Consider the following 16,561-nt stretch of genomic DNA (forward strand, 5'->3'; position numbering starts at 1 on the left):
TCAATCCAGGAGCATCCCAATAATATTTAATATAAAATGAGTATGCCCCAAGTCAATCCAGGAGCATCCCAATAATAGTCTTCACTATCTTTAATTATATTATACGAAAAAGTATGCAAATATGTATTTATAGTTATGTGGCAAAAAAAACGTAAAATATAAAAAAATATTATTTTAGTTATGTATTTATTTAGTTATGTGGCAATAAGATAACCATTATAGTAATATATATAATGTACTACTAAGCTTTAATAATTAATTGGAGGAATAAGTACTGTGAATTTTAATAATTTAAGAAATAAAGAAAAATCTCTAATATTAAGACAAAATTTTAGATATTGGAAAATGAGCTCTTTAGAGAATTCAGGATATTTTATAATTTTTCAAGGATTTGAAGAAGGAAATAAATTAAAAAATATCAGTGGAAACGGATTGAAATTATACATTTACTTAGGATTACATGCAAATAACTATGAAGGTATAGTATGGCATTCTAATAAAACTATCGCAAAATATTTTGGAAAATCAGAAAGAACAATACGTGGTTGGATGAAGGAATTAGAAGAGTTACAGCTGATAAAAAGAATGAGATTAAAATATGATGGAAATGTATATACATATTTGCAACCTTATATATCTAAATATAATAATGATGCTGATAATGAAGGAATATTATACTTTAATGACTTACAGCAACTATGTTTTCAAAGTAGATTTAAAAGTAAGGTATTAAATGATAAAGAATATAATATAATTTTATTTATGGCTAATGATTTTACAGTAGAAAATCCAATAAAGGGAAAATTAATAAAAAAAAGTGATAATGATTATTTTGAAAATAAAGAATTTATTTTTGAAAGTAGTGATGGTACTATAAAATTATTACTAGAATCCAATATGAGTTTAGATATGATATTTAAAGTTATATTGGAAGACTAACTAATATATAACTTTGTTAAAGTTGAATTTATAGTAATTGAAAATCCAATGATTTATGATCATTGGATTTTGTTATTCACTAAATTATTGTTGTAATAATATAAACAAATATGCTATAACATGTGTATTTCATAAGTACTACATTATAATATTTACTAAAATTACTTTTATTTTAATCCGCTAGTAGTTAGACCTTTTATTAAAAATAAATATATTTAATAAAAAAATAAGTAAAGAATATATTACTAAAATAATAATAGAATTAAATAAATTAATATTAACATTGTTAGTATTAATAGCTAAGTAACCTTGTAAAGCAGAAGATAAGTTTATATAGGTAAAAGGAATTAAATGAGATATTCCTTTAAAAAATCCATTATTTATAATAAGGTAAAATGTAGTAGTTAATATTATAATTATAGAAAATGATGTGGATGATTGTTTAGATATTGATGAAGTAAAAATAGATAAAATAGATATAAAAATTATTAATAAAACAAATAATATAATTAGATATATTGTAAATTTCCATATAGGAATGTATTGTATTATACCATTTATAAAATATCTCGTAGGATAATTTACATCACCAAATCCTTGAGTGAAACCAATAAATAAAAAATTTATTAATAAAATCGATAATAATAGTAAAGTATTTATTAATATTATTGATAATGTTTTAGATATTAAAATCTTATTTTTAGATATGGGCTGAGTTAGTAATAAATTGAATGTTTTGTTCTCAGATTCACTTGATATTATATCCGATGAAAAAATAATTAATGAAATTATAATTAATAAACTAAAAGGACTGTTTAAAAATAGCTTTAAGAAATTAAAAGATTCCATAGTCGAATTTTCGTTTATTGGTCTAATACCTTTTTCTAATAAAATTGAGTTTATTGATATATTATCATTAAGGTATTCTACTGATTTAGGTGTAATTACAGAACCATTATTAATTTCAATTAAAAGATTTTTATCTAATTTAATTTGGCATTCTAATATTTGAATAGAATCGTTTTTTTCATAGGCAGATTTTTGAGTTTCTAATAAATATAAATTCTCTTTATAGATATTTTTTATATTTTTTAACTTGTCATTATCGGGAAGTTTAATAAGTTCATTTTCAATATTTATTAAAGCTGAATTTAGAGAGTCGATTTCTGCATCAATAGAAAGTTTGGTATTTCTTAAAATATTTTTATCTAAATTTATATTTAAGTTGATAAAAATAGAAATAATTACAAATAGCAGTATGATTAATACTACGTTTTTAGGCTTTTTAAAGAATTTTTTAAATTCAAGTTTTATTAAAGGGATCATTTGTTATTTCCTCCATAAATAGAATTATAAGAGTTTTCTATGTTATGCTTAATAATATCTATATTAGTGAAATATAAGTTATCTTCTAAAAGAAGTTTTAATAATTTTGAGATTTTATCTGTTTTAATTTTAACTTTTATGTTTGAAGAATCTACTTCACTAATTGAATCTACAATTGAATAATTATTTATACAAATTAAAGCTTCATTTATATTATCAAATGTTAAAAGGATAGTGCTAAAAGTAATAGTAGAATCAGATTTATTTTCTAAAAATATTGAACCATCTTTAATAAAAATAATTTTATCACATATTTTTTCTAAATCAGACAATATGTGTGAAGACACTAATATGCTAATATTAATTTTGCGAGACATTTCTAATAACAAATTACATAAATCTGATGAAGCTGATGGATCTAGACCATTAGTTGGTTCATCTAATATTAATAATTTAGGCTCAGTAAGTAAAGCCATACCTAATGCTAATTTTTGTTTCATTCCTAATGAATAAGTTTTAACTTTAGAGTAAATTCTATCACCTAGATTGACAAAGCTTAATATTTCATTAAATTTTTCTTTGGAGATATTATTAATTTCTTTAATAAAATTTATATTATCATATCCGCTTAACATTTCGTAAAGTGAAGGTGTTTCTATAATAGATGAAAAATTAGATAAGTATTTTGAACGATTTTTATTAATAGACGTACCATCTATTTCTATTAGACCATTATCTATTGTTGTTAATCCTGTTATACATTTCATCAACGTAGTTTTTCCAGCTCCATTAGGTCCTACTAGTGCAACTATATTCCCTTTTTCAATAGAGAAATTAATCTCGTTCAAAACTTTAATATTTTTAAAGCTTTTATTTAAGTTTTTTACAATTAGTGTATTCATTGGTGTCCTTCTTTCTAAAATTTGAAATTATAATTTTTTTTAATTAAGAATAATAAAAAATTATTTTTTTATTATTCTTAATTAAACTTAATCTTAAGTTAAGATAAAAATATTAATTTTATGATTAATAAGTACGATAAGTTCTTGTATAAGTCAGTCTATAGTATCCAGCTAAATAATCTGTCAACTTAGTAGTATCTACATGTGAATCAGTAAAAGTATAGCCATTAGTATAGGTAATATCTCTATATAAATGTCTTTCTGTAGAAGTCATAAAATTTTTGTGAAGTTCATCCCACTGATATAAAAGAGAATCAATATGTTTAGCCGAAGCAAGATTTGGAGCTAAGAGACAAAATGACAATAAAGAAGCCATTAAAGTATTTTTTAAAGTTTTTTTCATAAAAATTCCTCCATTTAATTAATAATTTTAAAATTAATTTTATAATTTCTAAAAGTTTTTGTATAAGTTAATCTAGAAATTGTTTTAATAATAAAAGGTGTAATTTGAAAATTTATAATAAAGTATTTATAAATTAGAGAGACTTTTTTTTATGTTTAATAAGTTCTGATATATCTTTGTATAGAAATAATTCCTGTTAATATATCCATCCAATCAGCGATTGCTTTATAGATATTAGTGTAAGTATATGCATTAGTAAAAGTTATATTTTTGCATTGTTGATTTTCTACAAAAGTAGAATTATAATAAATACCATTTATGTTATCCTGTTGTAATACTTTATCCCATTGTTATATTAATGTATCAATGGGATATACATTTTAAATAAAATCACTAAATAGTATTGAAAGTGTTAAAAAAGAATTCATCGCATTCACCACCTAAAATATAGCATCTATGGAATATTATACACTATTTTTACCAAAAAATAAAATAAATGAAATAAAATTACAAAAATCAAATGTGAGTTAAGGATTATATAGAGAGATTTTATAATTTTATTTATAGTAAACAAAAAGCTATGGACTTTCTAAAAATCCATAGCTTCCAAATGGTTTAAAACCATACATTTATTTTGTTTTGTAAAATATATTTATTTAAATAGAAGAAAATAGTATACTTTTTACTTTATTAAATTTATTAATATATATTAGTATATTTTTAATATCCAATTATTTTAATAATTTAATCTTGCATAATTTCTTGGATAAATTTAGGCAGTAACTTATACATTGAAGGAAACAAAAAATCTAAATCTTTTTTTCTTATTCCTCCAATAATGATCATACATACTAAATAAATTGATATTCCTATAGTAATTAATATTATTACTTCTATTGCAATTATAAGTCTTTCTCCTTCAATTATATTTATAACTTTTTCGAAAATTATTTTGCATATATTTACAACTAATGTCATAAATATAGATGAAACAAATGGAAGTATAATGAAGCTTTTTAAATATATTTTTATTTTAAATATCTTTTTAATTTTTATATGATTTATTATTGTAGGAATTAAGAAAGAAAGTAAAGTAGCTATAACCGCTCCAAATATATTTAAATCTTTTATTCCTACTAATAAAAAATTTACTATAACTTTGATAATCACACCAACAAAAGCAGTTTGTAAAATTAAATGTAACTTGTTTATACCTTGAAAGATTGTATTCTGAATTGTTGTTAATGACATAAAAATAAGTACGATTGAACCAAATAACATAAGTTTATAGCCTTGTATTTCACCAAAGATAAGTAGATATATTTCCTTACTTAATATTGATAAACCAATAGTAGACGGAATAGTAATCATAAATATTAATTTATATACATAATTTATTTGGCTTTTAAGTTCTTTTCTATTTTTTTCAGTAAAAGCTATTATTATTTTAGGGAAAATTGCTGCACTTAATGATGTAATAATGGCTAATGGTACATAAAGAATAGTGTTATAAGAATTTAATATACCAAAAAAAGTATTGGCATCATTATTAGAAAAACCTACTGCTAGTAGTCTTATCTTTACAATTGATGTATCTACTAATCCACTAGCATTTTGCATTGCTACTAATGACGTAATAGGTAATGCATATACTAATAGTTTTTTTATTATTTTTTTATCAGTATTTGTTTTTTTTATTTTATTAGCATTTATATACTCTTCTTGGTAGGGTTTTTTATTAAAATGAATAAATATTATGGCAGTAATTGCCCCTAAACTACTTCCAATAGTTCCACCTGCAACTCCTAACTCTAAACTAATATCTATAAGTAGTTTTGCAAAAAATAGACTGAATATTATATTAGCTAACTGTTCTATTATTTGAGATATAGCTATAATTTTCATTTCTTCAATACCCTGTAAATATCCTCTATAAGCAGATAAAATGCATGAAAAAAGAATTGTTGGTGCTAAAAATATTATTGATATCGTAGCTTGTTCCCACTTCATAATACTCGCAATAGGTTTAGCGAAAAATATAAAAAGGATTGTTATTGTACCGCCAATTAATATTAAATATTTTTTGGCAAGTATCATTGTTCTTAGTGAATCTTTATTATTTCCTATTGCTCTAAATTCACTAACTACTTTAGTTATAGCTGGTTGAGCACCCATTGAGGTTATTGCTAATATAAAAATAAATATACTATAACTTGCACCATACACTCCATAGGCGTCTACTCCAATTATCCTTCGTAAAATAGGTACATATAATGCTGATAAAACCTTTATAACAACACCAGATAGTGATAATATTAAAAAGTTTTTTCCTAATGATTTCTTCCCCATAAATCTCTCCTAAAAAAGCTATTATATTTAATTATTTATAAACTTAATATTTTCATTTTCTAATCTAGAGTTTAAAAATATAAATTCTATTCTATTATTATACAACTTTTTTTTGTGATAAACACAATAATAGAATATTAGTGTGTCAATAGTATGAAAAGACAAAGAAGCTATTTATATATTTGTTTTATTATATTAAAAATCATAAATACATAATTTGGTTAAAAATGAATCAATTTAATAAATATACTTTTTATTAAATTAATTACATAATATTGAATAAAAGCAAAAAAATGATATAGTGTACATGTAAAAGGGGGGGGAGAAAAATGAAAAATTTTAAGAAAAAAATATCTTTAATGTTATTATCATTATCGATATTCTCATTACCAATAGTATCTTACGCAGCTGAACCAGATTATATTTATGATTATGGTTCTACTGGAAGAAATTTTTTAACGCAAAATGCTGAGGCATGGACTAAAGCTGCATTTTCATATGCAACAGTAAAAATTTATACATCTGCAAACGGAAATCCTTCAGTGGAAAGAGCATATAATCGTAGCGAAAGTGGTAATGCATATGCTGTAAAATCAAAGGGATTATTAGAAACTTTTACTGGCGCTAATCATTATTCAAAAACACAAAGTGCAACAAGCTGGGGCTGGTAATCAAAATTATTTAAAAATTATAGAAGATATTTCTTCTATAATTTTTAATTTTGGGGTGTAATAATTATGATATTGAAAAAAATGCAAAGTTTTTCTAAGTACTGGATATTGTTTTTTGTTTTTTATTTAATAGGAGTTTTTTCAATGATAATAGTATCAAGTGTAATATCTCTTACAAATAAAATTTACAATAGAAATTTAATTTATCCGAATAATACAGTTTCTTTTTACATAAATAGAAAGACAGATAAAATTCTTTTAAAAGATGTATTAAATAACATAGATATAAAAGATAATACATTTCTATCTGTTTCTATTGATATTGATAATTATAATACATTAACAATAGATGGAATATTTAACGGAGAAAAATCTGATTTCAATTTAAATCTTTCAAGTGGAAGGTTAATTTCATATAATGAATATTTGAATAAAGATAAAGTAGTAATAGTTAAAGATAATATCATTAACCAATTAAAAAAAGTAAATAATAATTATTTTTTTATATATAACGATGAAGAATATAATGTAGTTGGTTTTTTAGACTCAAAAAAGTCTTCTTATAATAAGGATATATATATAAATTTATCTGCTATAGTTGACAATAATAAATTTTCACAATCAGCAGATAATTATTTTTATACCTATTGTAATGATGATGAAACTGATAGAAGTATTGCTAATTTTAATAAAGCGTTATATGGAAAATTTGGTAAAGCTGAATTAACAGCTAATCCTATAGTCTCTAATAAAAATCCACTAATTGAGTCATTAGCTGTTCACGCAAGAGTTATTTCTATGTTAATAATCGTATGCCTAGTTCTTTTAATTACTATACTTAATATTAATATGTATTGGATAGATTCTGAGCAATACGAATTAGGAATTCGCAGATTAATAGGGGCATCATCAATAGATGTAATTTTATTATTAATAAAAAGATATATTATTTCATTATTTTCTTCCAGTATCTTCGCATTAATAACATTTGAATATTTGAAGTATACAAGTTTATTAAATGAGTTTGCTATAGAAAATAATAGTATTGCTACTGATATAAAAAGTATTATTATAGTAGTTTTAATTTCAACATTATTTTCTACAATATGTTTAATTGTTCCTGTAAATAAAGTTTTAAAATTAAATATACATCAAAATATAAAAGGGGCTAGACTATGATAAATTTTAAATTTGCTATAAGAAGTTTAGTTGATAAATCATTTTTTACTGTTTTGACTATACTTCAATTAGTAATTTCACTTATTTTAATATATAAAGTAATAGGAAATGAAGTTAATTTACAAGAGAATATAAATACTCTAAACTCTAAATTTTCAAATAATAATTATTATGTAGTAAATAATGAAAAATATTTAGAATTAGAAGATATTGATATTGATAAATTATATGATTTAAAAGAATATATTGATAGAAATAAAGATATATCTTTATATGCTTTAAGTGAAACATCTATATTTGCAGATATTGAAAAGCCTTTGGGAATTAATGAACATCAAAAAGACTATGTATTTGTTAATAATAAGATTTTTAATAGAGCTAAGGCATATTACATTAGTGAAAAATATTTATCTGATATAGGATTAGAAATAATAGAATATGATGATACATTTTCTAAATCTAATGAGGATTATATGCCTATTTTATTAGGATATAATTATTACAATGTTTTTAATTTAAATGATTTAATAGAATATTCTTATGTAGATTATGATGGTGATGTAACAACTAAAAATATGATAGTTACTGGTTTTATTAATAAAAATAGTAATATAGCTGAAAATGGATCTGGTGAAAATATTAGAGTATTAGATGATTATATAATACTCCCTTATGAATTAAATAGACCATTGATTAGTATAACAGATGAAAATTCATTAATGATTCAAAAATTAAAAGTATTTAATTATATAACTATGGGGTATTATTTTTTTGAAAAAGAAAGTTCATTAACTGATTTAATTGATTTTTCATCCAAGATTGGAATAGACTTAGATATTATAAAATTAGATAAAAATATAAATAAATATAATAAAGAATTTAATGCATATTTATTTCCTTTTAAGCTAATGTCTATTATTATGATAACATTTACTATTTTATCTTTTATAATGGTACTATCAAGCATGATTATAAGAAATATTAAAGAATATATAATAAATTTATTAGTTGGAGCTACAATAAAAGATATTATTATTAGAATTTTTTACGAAATAATTGTAATTTTTACAATTAGTATCATATTAACTATTATCTTTATAAAAATTATTTATAAAGATAATCCAATATTAATCTTAAATACTAATAATAGTATTAAATTAGTATTAATAAGCTTTTGTTTAAGTATATTAGTTTCACTTTTTCCAATAATTAAAATAAAAAGCTTAACAATTAATGAAATTTTGAGGAGAAATTATTAATGAAAATTATAGAACTAGAAAATATAAGTAAATTATATGGAAAAGATGAAAATAAAGTACAAGCTTTAAAAAATATAAGTTTAACAATTAATAAAGGTGAATTTGTAGCTATAGTTGGAAAATCTGGCTCAGGAAAAAGTACATTACTAAATATATTAGGGTGTATAGATAATGAGTATGAAGGTAATTATTTCTTTAATTCTATAAATATAAAAGGTTTAAATTCTAATAAATTATCAAAAATAAGAAATAAAAATATAGGATTTGTTTTACAATATTTTGGTCTTATTAAAAACTATACTGTTTATGAAAATATCACTTTACCTTTAAAATATTCAAAAGAAAAAATAACAAAAGAAAAAAAAATAAATATAAGTAATTTATTAAATGAACTTTCAATAAGTAATAAATCATCATTATATCCTACAGATTTATCTGGTGGGCAAAATCAAAGAGTAGCTATTGCAAGAGCTATAATTAATAATCCAGAAGTTATATTAGCAGATGAACCAACTGGTGCCTTAGATAAAAAAACAGGAGAATCAATAATAAATTTATTTAAAGAATTAAATAAAAATGGGCATACTATAATTATAGTTACACATGATGAATCTATCTATGAAAAATGCAGTCGTATTATAAAAATAGAAGATGGTATTTTAATATAGGTAAAAATAATTTGTTTTTAGAAAATGTATTTATAATATAAAATTTACATATGATATTTATAGCAAAATACATTTAAATAAAGAATCTAGACAAGAAATTTATATTTTTGTCTAGATAAACTTGTTTTCGGTCTATTACATTCTGACGAATGCAATGGCCATGAAAATTTTTGCTTTACGCAAAAACAAGCCAATCAAAGATTGGTTTTAATGGCTACGACTCGAAAACAAGTTTATACCAATTTGAAAATTTAAATCAAAAGGTAAGGGAGAAGTGAGTATGTCCTTTCTCATAAGTAACCATCTAAAGGAAGGTTATAGTAGTTATAATTTATTATTCTTAAAAAAATATCATCAAGAACTTAATTTAAACAATAAAATACTGGATGTTGGATGTGGTCATTATAGAAATTTATATTTCTTTTATAAAATAGGTTTTGAAAATTTATATGGTATTGATAAACTGGATCCTAAGCCTAGCACTAAACCTAATAAATTTAATGTTAATTTTATAAAGCATGATATAAATTATGGATTGCCTTATGAAGACAAAGAATTTGATATAGTGCTTTGTAACTTTGTGCTAATGTTCATATCTCCAGATAGGCTCAAATTCGTTTTATATGAGCTTCTGCGTGTTACAAAGACCTTTTGTGTTATAGAAACTCAAAAACCGTTCTATGAAGCTAAAAATGGGCAAATTAAGCCATATGAATTTAAATGTATCGTTGAAACTATAGAAAATAGTAAGGAATTCGAAATACTTGATAAGAAAGTTTATAAAGAAAAGCTTATTATAAGGAGGCTTGCTAATGGCTAGGGGAAGAAAGGCATCAACTATAAAAGTTGTTACTGGGAGAGATAGAGATCTTATTAAGCAGCTTAGTAAGACGGGATTATGTAATTCAAGTCAAGCTAAGGAGTATTGTGGCATTAGTATGGATAGACTTAAAAAACTAGAGAAAAGTGGATATATAAAGACTTCCGAACATATTGTTCGGGGCGAAAACAACCTTATAATTCAGCTTGATAAAGTTGGGAAGGACTACTGTAGGCAAGAATTTGGAATTACAAGTTTTTGTGCAGCACAAACCAATCATCTTGAACATGATATTAAACTGACAGAAGTTTATCATAAACTAGATACTAATACTCAAGATACCTGGAAGCATGAAAGAGAATTAATAGACAGGTATTATGAAATGTATCCAGATAGATCTGGAGACCTTAAGACTTGCATTGATGCTGCAATTGAAGTTAATGGAGAATTAATTGCTATTGAAAGTATCGGATCTAGTTATACTAGAGTTGAAATTGAACTTAAGCAAGAAATAGCAACTAGTCTTGGTTGCTCAAGAATGGAGTGTTTTTAATGAAAGCTATAGTGAGAGATGATATTATTTCCTTAGATAGTTTTGTAGCTGCTGAATTTAAGTATAAACCTTATTTAGAGATGATAATGAAAGCAGGAAATTACTGTTTTCTAGATCAATTTAAAAAGCTTATACCTAGTGGAAAAACTATAGTTAATGGAATGATAGAAAACAATCTAATAGGTATGGAAAATATAAATAAAAACTATAAATACATTTATCTTTCTGATACTGCAATGAAATACTTATATTTAAGAGATAGTGAAGAAGATTTCTCAAAGATTAAGAAGAATAGGATAAGCGTTAAAAAGGTTGAGAAAAATCCAACAGAGAAGCAATTATTATCTTCGGCATATAAATTCCATTTGATAACACAAGGTGAAGATTTAATTGATAAAGAATCTATTATGAAATCACTTGAGGATATTGTTTTTCTCAAAAATCATAATGGAAATACTGAAATATATAATAACTGGTATAAAAAAACTGAGGAAAAAATAAAAAACTTAAAATTTGAAGTTCAAAAATTAAAAAATGAAAAAAAGAAATTTGCAGAGCATATAGATAAAATTAATAATGAAATAGACCTTTTAAATTCATCTAAAGAATATAATGAATATCTTACCTTAGATACAAAATACAATAGTTTTAAAGATGAATTAAATGAAAAATCACAAAAAATTCTAAAAACTGGAATCAAAGAATTGAATTTAGAGATTGAATACTTAGAAAAACTTAGAAGTTCAGTTTATAAAAACTTTTTAATTAAAAATTCAGCAATAGGTAACATAAATAAGATAATAAATGAGTTTAAAGAAAAAATATCTAGTAAGGAAAATGAACTTCTAGAAACTGAAAAAGCATTTAATAAAATAAATACATCCGTAAATGAAACAACACGTCCAAAGGTTAAAGAAGTTCAAAAGGTATTTGAGAATTTATATAACATATCAAAAGTTATAGTTAGAATTAAAGATAAGACCTTAGAATTTATTATTTTTGATACTGGAAACTTTAAATCAGCATATGGCTATTTAAAACAACTAAATTCAATAAATTCATTAAGCCTTGACTTTCAAAAAATACAGATAATTATATATAGCTATGCAGAGCATAGGGCCTATAACTTATACAATGAATTTAAAAAAGCTAAAGAGGCCAAGGCAAAGGCTCTAAGAACAATGCAAAATTTTAATTTACACACTGATAATGCTTATAACAAATCTGATTTTTATATAGCTTCTAAAAAAATATATGATAATACTCCTGACTTTGAAGTTGAAACTAGAAATGATTTCTTTTATATGAAAAAGTATATGGAGTTTATATCTAGTAGTACTAAATCTATTAAAAGAAAAGATAAAGAAGCCATTGATAACTTAATTAAAAGCTTAAAATCTAATTAATTATATAAAAATATAGGCTATTTTCTATGTCTATTGCAAATTTCTAAAATATAGTAATTTCAATATCTCAGGTACGTAAATGTATTAGTTTATTTATATCTTTTTACAAATAAAAAAAGACATTATACTCAATATAAAAAATGAGTATAATGCTTTTTTATTAATCCCATCCTAAAAGCTTCTTTTCAAGATCATCATAATCATAATCTCGTCCCTTAAAATTATCAAATTTAAGTTGCTTTGATTTTTTTATTGGTTTTTCATAATTTATAACCATAGTCTTAAACCATCCTACGAAGCTAGCTTTTATATTTTGTGTTAAAGAATACTGTGCAACTTCCTTTATTAACTCTAACGTCTTATTAACATAATCTTTATTTTCAAGTGCAGATTTATAAATTTCATTTGCAGATTTATCAGTTATATCTTTATTACATATACGGTTTATTATATTTCTTATTTCTGAAATTATATCATCTTCAATACCTTCTACAACTGTTGCTGATACCTCATCTATAGTATGAGTAATCTTATTTTCAGTTGTCTTTTTAACTTTATTTGAGTGAATATAAAATTTTAATGAAGTTACTTTTCTACCAGTTTTGATTTCTTCAAAATTAAATTCTATATCTGTTTTTTCTTTAAGTTCCTTTTGAGCTTGTATTACAATTCTATTTTTAATATTTTGATATACTGAATAAGACTTTTCAGTTACTCCAAGTATTTTTTTTAATTCGTCCAATTCAACTATCCAAACCTTTTTAAATTGATTAGACTTTAAAACCTCAAATAATCTTAATGAATATTTACTTCTTAAAGATAGAATATTTTCTAACTTATAACTAGTATAAAGCTCTTTAAGTTGCAACATATATGGTTTTAGAGACGAGTCAAATTTTAATACAACTACTCCATTACCAGTTTTATATCTAGCTGAGCTTAGCCATGATAATTGTACAATATCTTGTCCTTCTCTTATTTCAAATACTTTTTTCATAAGTTCCTTTGTTATTTTAGGAATTTCAGTATATTTTGTTTTTGTATCTACACCTAACAACTCCATAAACTCTTTTATCTTAAATTCATATTCTTTAAATTCCTCATCATTTGGCTGAACCATACTTGCAAGAGTAAGTATTAACTTTTGTTCTTGTAAACTCAAATCATAATTTGCAGTTACTAATGTATTAGATTTAGTTACTATATAATCCTTATTCATAAAATCCCCCCTGAAGAATATATTACCATAATTATAAATACTAATACAATATACAAGTATACGTATTATTTAGGTACGGAAATGTATTATTTAGGTACGGAGATGTATTATTTAAACTAGATTTGGGTACGGAAATGTATTATTTAGGTACGGAAATGTATTATTTAAATTTTAAAACATAGTTATATCAAGGCTTTCAAGGTATCCTAAACATTTAAAACAAAGTTTTAAATAAAACATATAAAACAACAACAGGGAAGTTGTTGTTTTATATAAGATATTTTTAATTTTTTATTCATATATACTAACTTAAATGATATATTAATATTAGATACAATTTGGTTACAAGGTGGTTAGTTATGATTTATGAAGATATGAGTTTAGAACAGATTATTGACTATATTAACACTGAATTACTAAAAGGTAGAACTATGAAAGATATTGAAGAAAATGATTTTAATGTTAATGAAAGGGTTATTGCTAAAAGATTAGCTAGAAAAAATGTTAAAAAGATAAACGGGCAATTTGTATTGCAAGATGGTTATAAAAAGCCCGAAGTAGTTAAAAAGCACGTAACTGAGCCAGCTGTTGAGAAAATAGGTTCTAGTAATTCTATTGATTTAATGCAAAATCAAGAATTTTTATATTTAATTAAAAAAGTTGATATGCTGGAGAAAGCATTTAAAGAAATGATGCGTATACAAGATAGTTCTAAAGAAGTTACAAAGGACATAGGATTAAAAATATACTATAGTGAAGATAAGCCTATAGCTAAAACTATAAGATTATATAAAGAAGTTTGGGATAAGATTGATAAAGTTAAAGAGATATTTCCTCATTTAAGCTATCAAACAGTACTAAATAGTTTAATAGATGAAATAACAGAAAAGTACTTAAGATCTAATAGAGAAGATTTATTATAAATAATTATAATAATAGAAAATATGATATAATATAAGCAATATTTAGGCTATCACCTAAATATTGCTTTAGTAAATTTGATTTAAGAAAAGAAAAAACGTATTAATTTTTGTGGGATGGATACTTTTTTTCTTTGATTGAAAAATTAAAAAAGATACTATTTCGTAACTACAGTTGCGAAATAGTATCTTTTTTTGAATAAGTTTATTTATATTAAACTAAAAACTATTATTTTTTTTATTTTGTATAGTCAACAAATGGCTTAAAATCGTAATTTTTTATTTATTCGTGAAAATTTCATTTAACGAAATTAGTGAATGTAATATAATATATTATGTATTATATGGTATTAAATAGGAAAGGAGTGTAATATAATGAGAAAAATCCCTTTTGAAGTGAATGAGCATATTAAGGATATTTATTTATCTAATGCATGTTCTGATAACTATCAAATAAAAGATGATGAAGATGATGGATTGTCTACTATAAATCATAAAAAACATAATCTTTGGAGTATAATGGTGAAAGGATGTGGAAATAAATCCGATGAGATTCTTTATAATCTAAATGAATTTATAACAAATGACTTTATACCTTATGTATTTGAAGTATTTGATGAAAATCAATTTTTACTTAATAAGGATTTTAAAACAGCATTTGATAAAGGACAATTTTTTAATCCGTATGAAATAAATGATGAACTATATGTTATGCATAGAGATGATAATTTAGTTTTTATGGGGAAACCATTTGGATTTATTCCAAGAATAATTTTAAAAATAAAGCCCGAAAATGAAGTTACAGAAAGCATTGAGCAATTTAGAACATATGCTTTAACATTCACCCAAAATGATTAAATAGTAGTGGTAAGTTGAAATATCTATTATAATTTTATACATTTTATTAGTAAAACATGTACATAGGGCCAATGATCATAAATCATTGGCTTTTGTTATTCACTAAAGATTAATAGAATAAAATAAATTTAATAGATTAAAGCATTAATAGTTTATTCCATAAATGTGATATAATTTAAGTCATAAATTAATTAATACAGGGGTATAATAATATGATAACTTTTTATATTGATGATTCTGGTTCAAAAGAAATTAATGACAATGATCAACCAATATTCTTATTTAGTGGTGTAGTAATTACAAATGAATTATTTATACATGCTAATACTTTTATAGAAAACAAAGTTAAAGAAATTAGTAAAAAAATAATGGACAAGCTAGTTGCAAAAAGTATAGAAGGATTAAAAAATAGTGATGTAAAGTATTTATTTAAACAATATTTATTTAGAGAATTTGAACTACATGCAACAGAATTAATACATGGTAAAAAGGAGTATATATGTTTAAGTAAAGAAGAAAAAAGTTCTCTGATAAGAGAGATATTTGAATTTATAAGAGATAATAAAATAAAAATAATTATAGTTAAGTGTGAGAAGAATAAGATTAAGGAAAAAGTATCAGGAAGTAATAAAGAAAAACAGTATTATTTAAATGAACAAGTTATGAAAGGATTAGTAGAAGCATATGAAGAGTATTTGAAAAGTATTGATGAACATGGAATATTAGTATTTGATAAGGGAAACGATTTAATTGAAAATTACTTTAGACATTATGTTAAAACAAGAAGTAATGACAGAATCAGTCCATACATAGCTCAATCAAATAGCTATAAAACCCCTTTAATTCAAATGGCTGATTTTACAGCATATATAGCTAACATATATTTTAATAAAAAGGAAAGATATTTTGAGGAATTAAAAGAGTTTTATGAAATGGTGAACGAGAATATAATTTTAATAGACATAGAATAAATAAAAAAACTGAACAAATTTGTTCAGTTTTTATTTATTCCATGAGTATGCCCCAAGTCAATCCAGGAGCATCCCAATAATATTTAATATAAAATGAGTATGCCCCAAGTCAATCCAG

The 16,561-nt window shown here is 23.0% G+C and carries 16 protein-coding genes; 11 read left to right on the forward strand and 5 right to left on the reverse strand.

Translation table 11 applies throughout. From position 1 onward, the window contains the following. Nucleotides 1-276: 276 nt before the first annotated feature. Nucleotides 277-939, forward strand: a complete 663-nt coding sequence (locus H9660_RS13800) for a helix-turn-helix domain-containing protein (protein WP_191750963.1) — start codon at nt 277-279, stop codon at nt 937-939. Nucleotides 940-1,119: 180 nt separating this feature from the next. Here H9660_RS13800 and H9660_RS13805 read toward each other — a convergent pair whose 3' ends face one another. The 4 genes from H9660_RS13805 to H9660_RS13820 all read right to left on the reverse strand — a co-directional run bounded on the left by H9660_RS13805 (nt 1,120) and on the right by H9660_RS13820 (nt 5,919). Next, on the reverse strand, nt 1,120-2,265 hold the full coding sequence (locus H9660_RS13805; protein ID WP_191750964.1) for an ABC transporter permease subunit: 1,146 nt from the start codon (nt 2,263-2,265) through the stop codon (nt 1,120-1,122). After that, nucleotides 2,262-3,167, reverse strand: a complete 906-nt coding sequence (locus H9660_RS13810; protein ID WP_191750965.1) for an ABC transporter ATP-binding protein — start codon at nt 3,165-3,167, stop codon at nt 2,262-2,264. Before H9660_RS13810 ends, H9660_RS13805 begins: the two co-directional genes overlap by 4 nt. 124 nt (nt 3,168-3,291) lie before the next feature. After that, the gene (locus tag H9660_RS13815) at nt 3,292-3,570 is read right to left on the reverse strand and encodes a hypothetical protein (RefSeq protein ID WP_207729488.1); all 279 of its coding nucleotides are present in this window, start codon (nt 3,568-3,570) and stop codon (nt 3,292-3,294) included. A 744-nt stretch (nt 3,571-4,314) separates the two neighbouring features. Further along, a complete protein-coding gene (locus H9660_RS13820) occupies nt 4,315-5,919 on the reverse strand; it encodes a putative polysaccharide biosynthesis protein (protein ID WP_191750967.1) in 1,605 nt (534 codons plus the stop codon). A 329-nt stretch (nt 5,920-6,248) separates the two neighbouring features. Between H9660_RS13820 and H9660_RS13825 the strand changes: the two genes are divergently transcribed. The 7 genes from H9660_RS13825 to H9660_RS13855 all read left to right on the forward strand — a co-directional run bounded on the left by H9660_RS13825 (nt 6,249) and on the right by H9660_RS13855 (nt 12,475). Beyond that, the gene (locus tag H9660_RS13825; protein ID WP_191750968.1) at nt 6,249-6,590 is read left to right on the forward strand and encodes a hypothetical protein; all 342 of its coding nucleotides are present in this window, start codon (nt 6,249-6,251) and stop codon (nt 6,588-6,590) included. 144 nt (nt 6,591-6,734) lie between these two features. Continuing rightward, a complete protein-coding gene (locus tag H9660_RS13830; protein ID WP_191750969.1) occupies nt 6,735-7,769 on the forward strand; it encodes an ABC transporter permease in 1,035 nt (344 codons plus the stop codon). Continuing rightward, nucleotides 7,766-9,028, forward strand: a complete 1,263-nt coding sequence (locus H9660_RS13835; protein WP_191750970.1) for a hypothetical protein — start codon at nt 7,766-7,768, stop codon at nt 9,026-9,028. Before H9660_RS13830 ends, H9660_RS13835 begins: the two co-directional genes overlap by 4 nt. After that, the gene (locus H9660_RS13840; RefSeq protein ID WP_191750971.1) at nt 9,028-9,696 is read left to right on the forward strand and encodes an ABC transporter ATP-binding protein; all 669 of its coding nucleotides are present in this window, start codon (nt 9,028-9,030) and stop codon (nt 9,694-9,696) included. The genes H9660_RS13835 and H9660_RS13840 overlap by 1 nt, the downstream gene beginning before the upstream one ends. 280 nt (nt 9,697-9,976) lie before the next feature. Next, on the forward strand, nt 9,977-10,516 hold the full coding sequence (locus tag H9660_RS13845; protein WP_191750972.1) for a class I SAM-dependent methyltransferase: 540 nt from the start codon (nt 9,977-9,979) through the stop codon (nt 10,514-10,516). Then, on the forward strand, nt 10,509-11,069 hold the full coding sequence (locus tag H9660_RS13850; RefSeq protein ID WP_191750973.1) for a hypothetical protein: 561 nt from the start codon (nt 10,509-10,511) through the stop codon (nt 11,067-11,069). The genes H9660_RS13845 and H9660_RS13850 overlap by 8 nt, the downstream gene beginning before the upstream one ends. Further along, on the forward strand, nt 11,069-12,475 hold the full coding sequence (locus H9660_RS13855) for a coiled-coil domain-containing protein (protein ID WP_191750974.1): 1,407 nt from the start codon (nt 11,069-11,071) through the stop codon (nt 12,473-12,475). Before H9660_RS13850 ends, H9660_RS13855 begins: the two co-directional genes overlap by 1 nt. Before the next feature lie 160 nt (nt 12,476-12,635). Here the strand turns inward: H9660_RS13855 and H9660_RS13860 are convergent, their stop codons facing one another. Then, nucleotides 12,636-13,694 (reverse strand): replication initiation protein, encoded by a 1,059-nt coding sequence (locus tag H9660_RS13860; RefSeq protein ID WP_191750975.1) that lies wholly within the window; start codon nt 13,692-13,694, stop codon nt 12,636-12,638. Between the two features lie 359 nt (nt 13,695-14,053). On the opposite strand from H9660_RS13860, the gene H9660_RS13865 reads away from it, so the two are divergent. From H9660_RS13865 to H9660_RS13875, 3 genes are all read left to right on the forward strand, one after another. Next, on the forward strand, nt 14,054-14,617 hold the full coding sequence (locus H9660_RS13865) for a hypothetical protein (RefSeq protein ID WP_191750976.1): 564 nt from the start codon (nt 14,054-14,056) through the stop codon (nt 14,615-14,617). A gap of 372 nt (nt 14,618-14,989) precedes the next feature. Next, on the forward strand, nt 14,990-15,472 hold the full coding sequence (locus H9660_RS13870; protein WP_191750977.1) for a hypothetical protein: 483 nt from the start codon (nt 14,990-14,992) through the stop codon (nt 15,470-15,472). A gap of 212 nt (nt 15,473-15,684) precedes the next feature. Then, nucleotides 15,685-16,443, forward strand: a complete 759-nt coding sequence (locus tag H9660_RS13875; RefSeq protein ID WP_191750978.1) for a DUF3800 domain-containing protein — start codon at nt 15,685-15,687, stop codon at nt 16,441-16,443. Nucleotides 16,444-16,561: the final 118 nt, after the last annotated feature.

It is taken from the genome of Clostridium gallinarum, assembly GCF_014836325.1.
GTDB classification, from domain to species: domain Bacteria; phylum Bacillota; class Clostridia; order Clostridiales; family Clostridiaceae; genus Clostridium; species Clostridium gallinarum.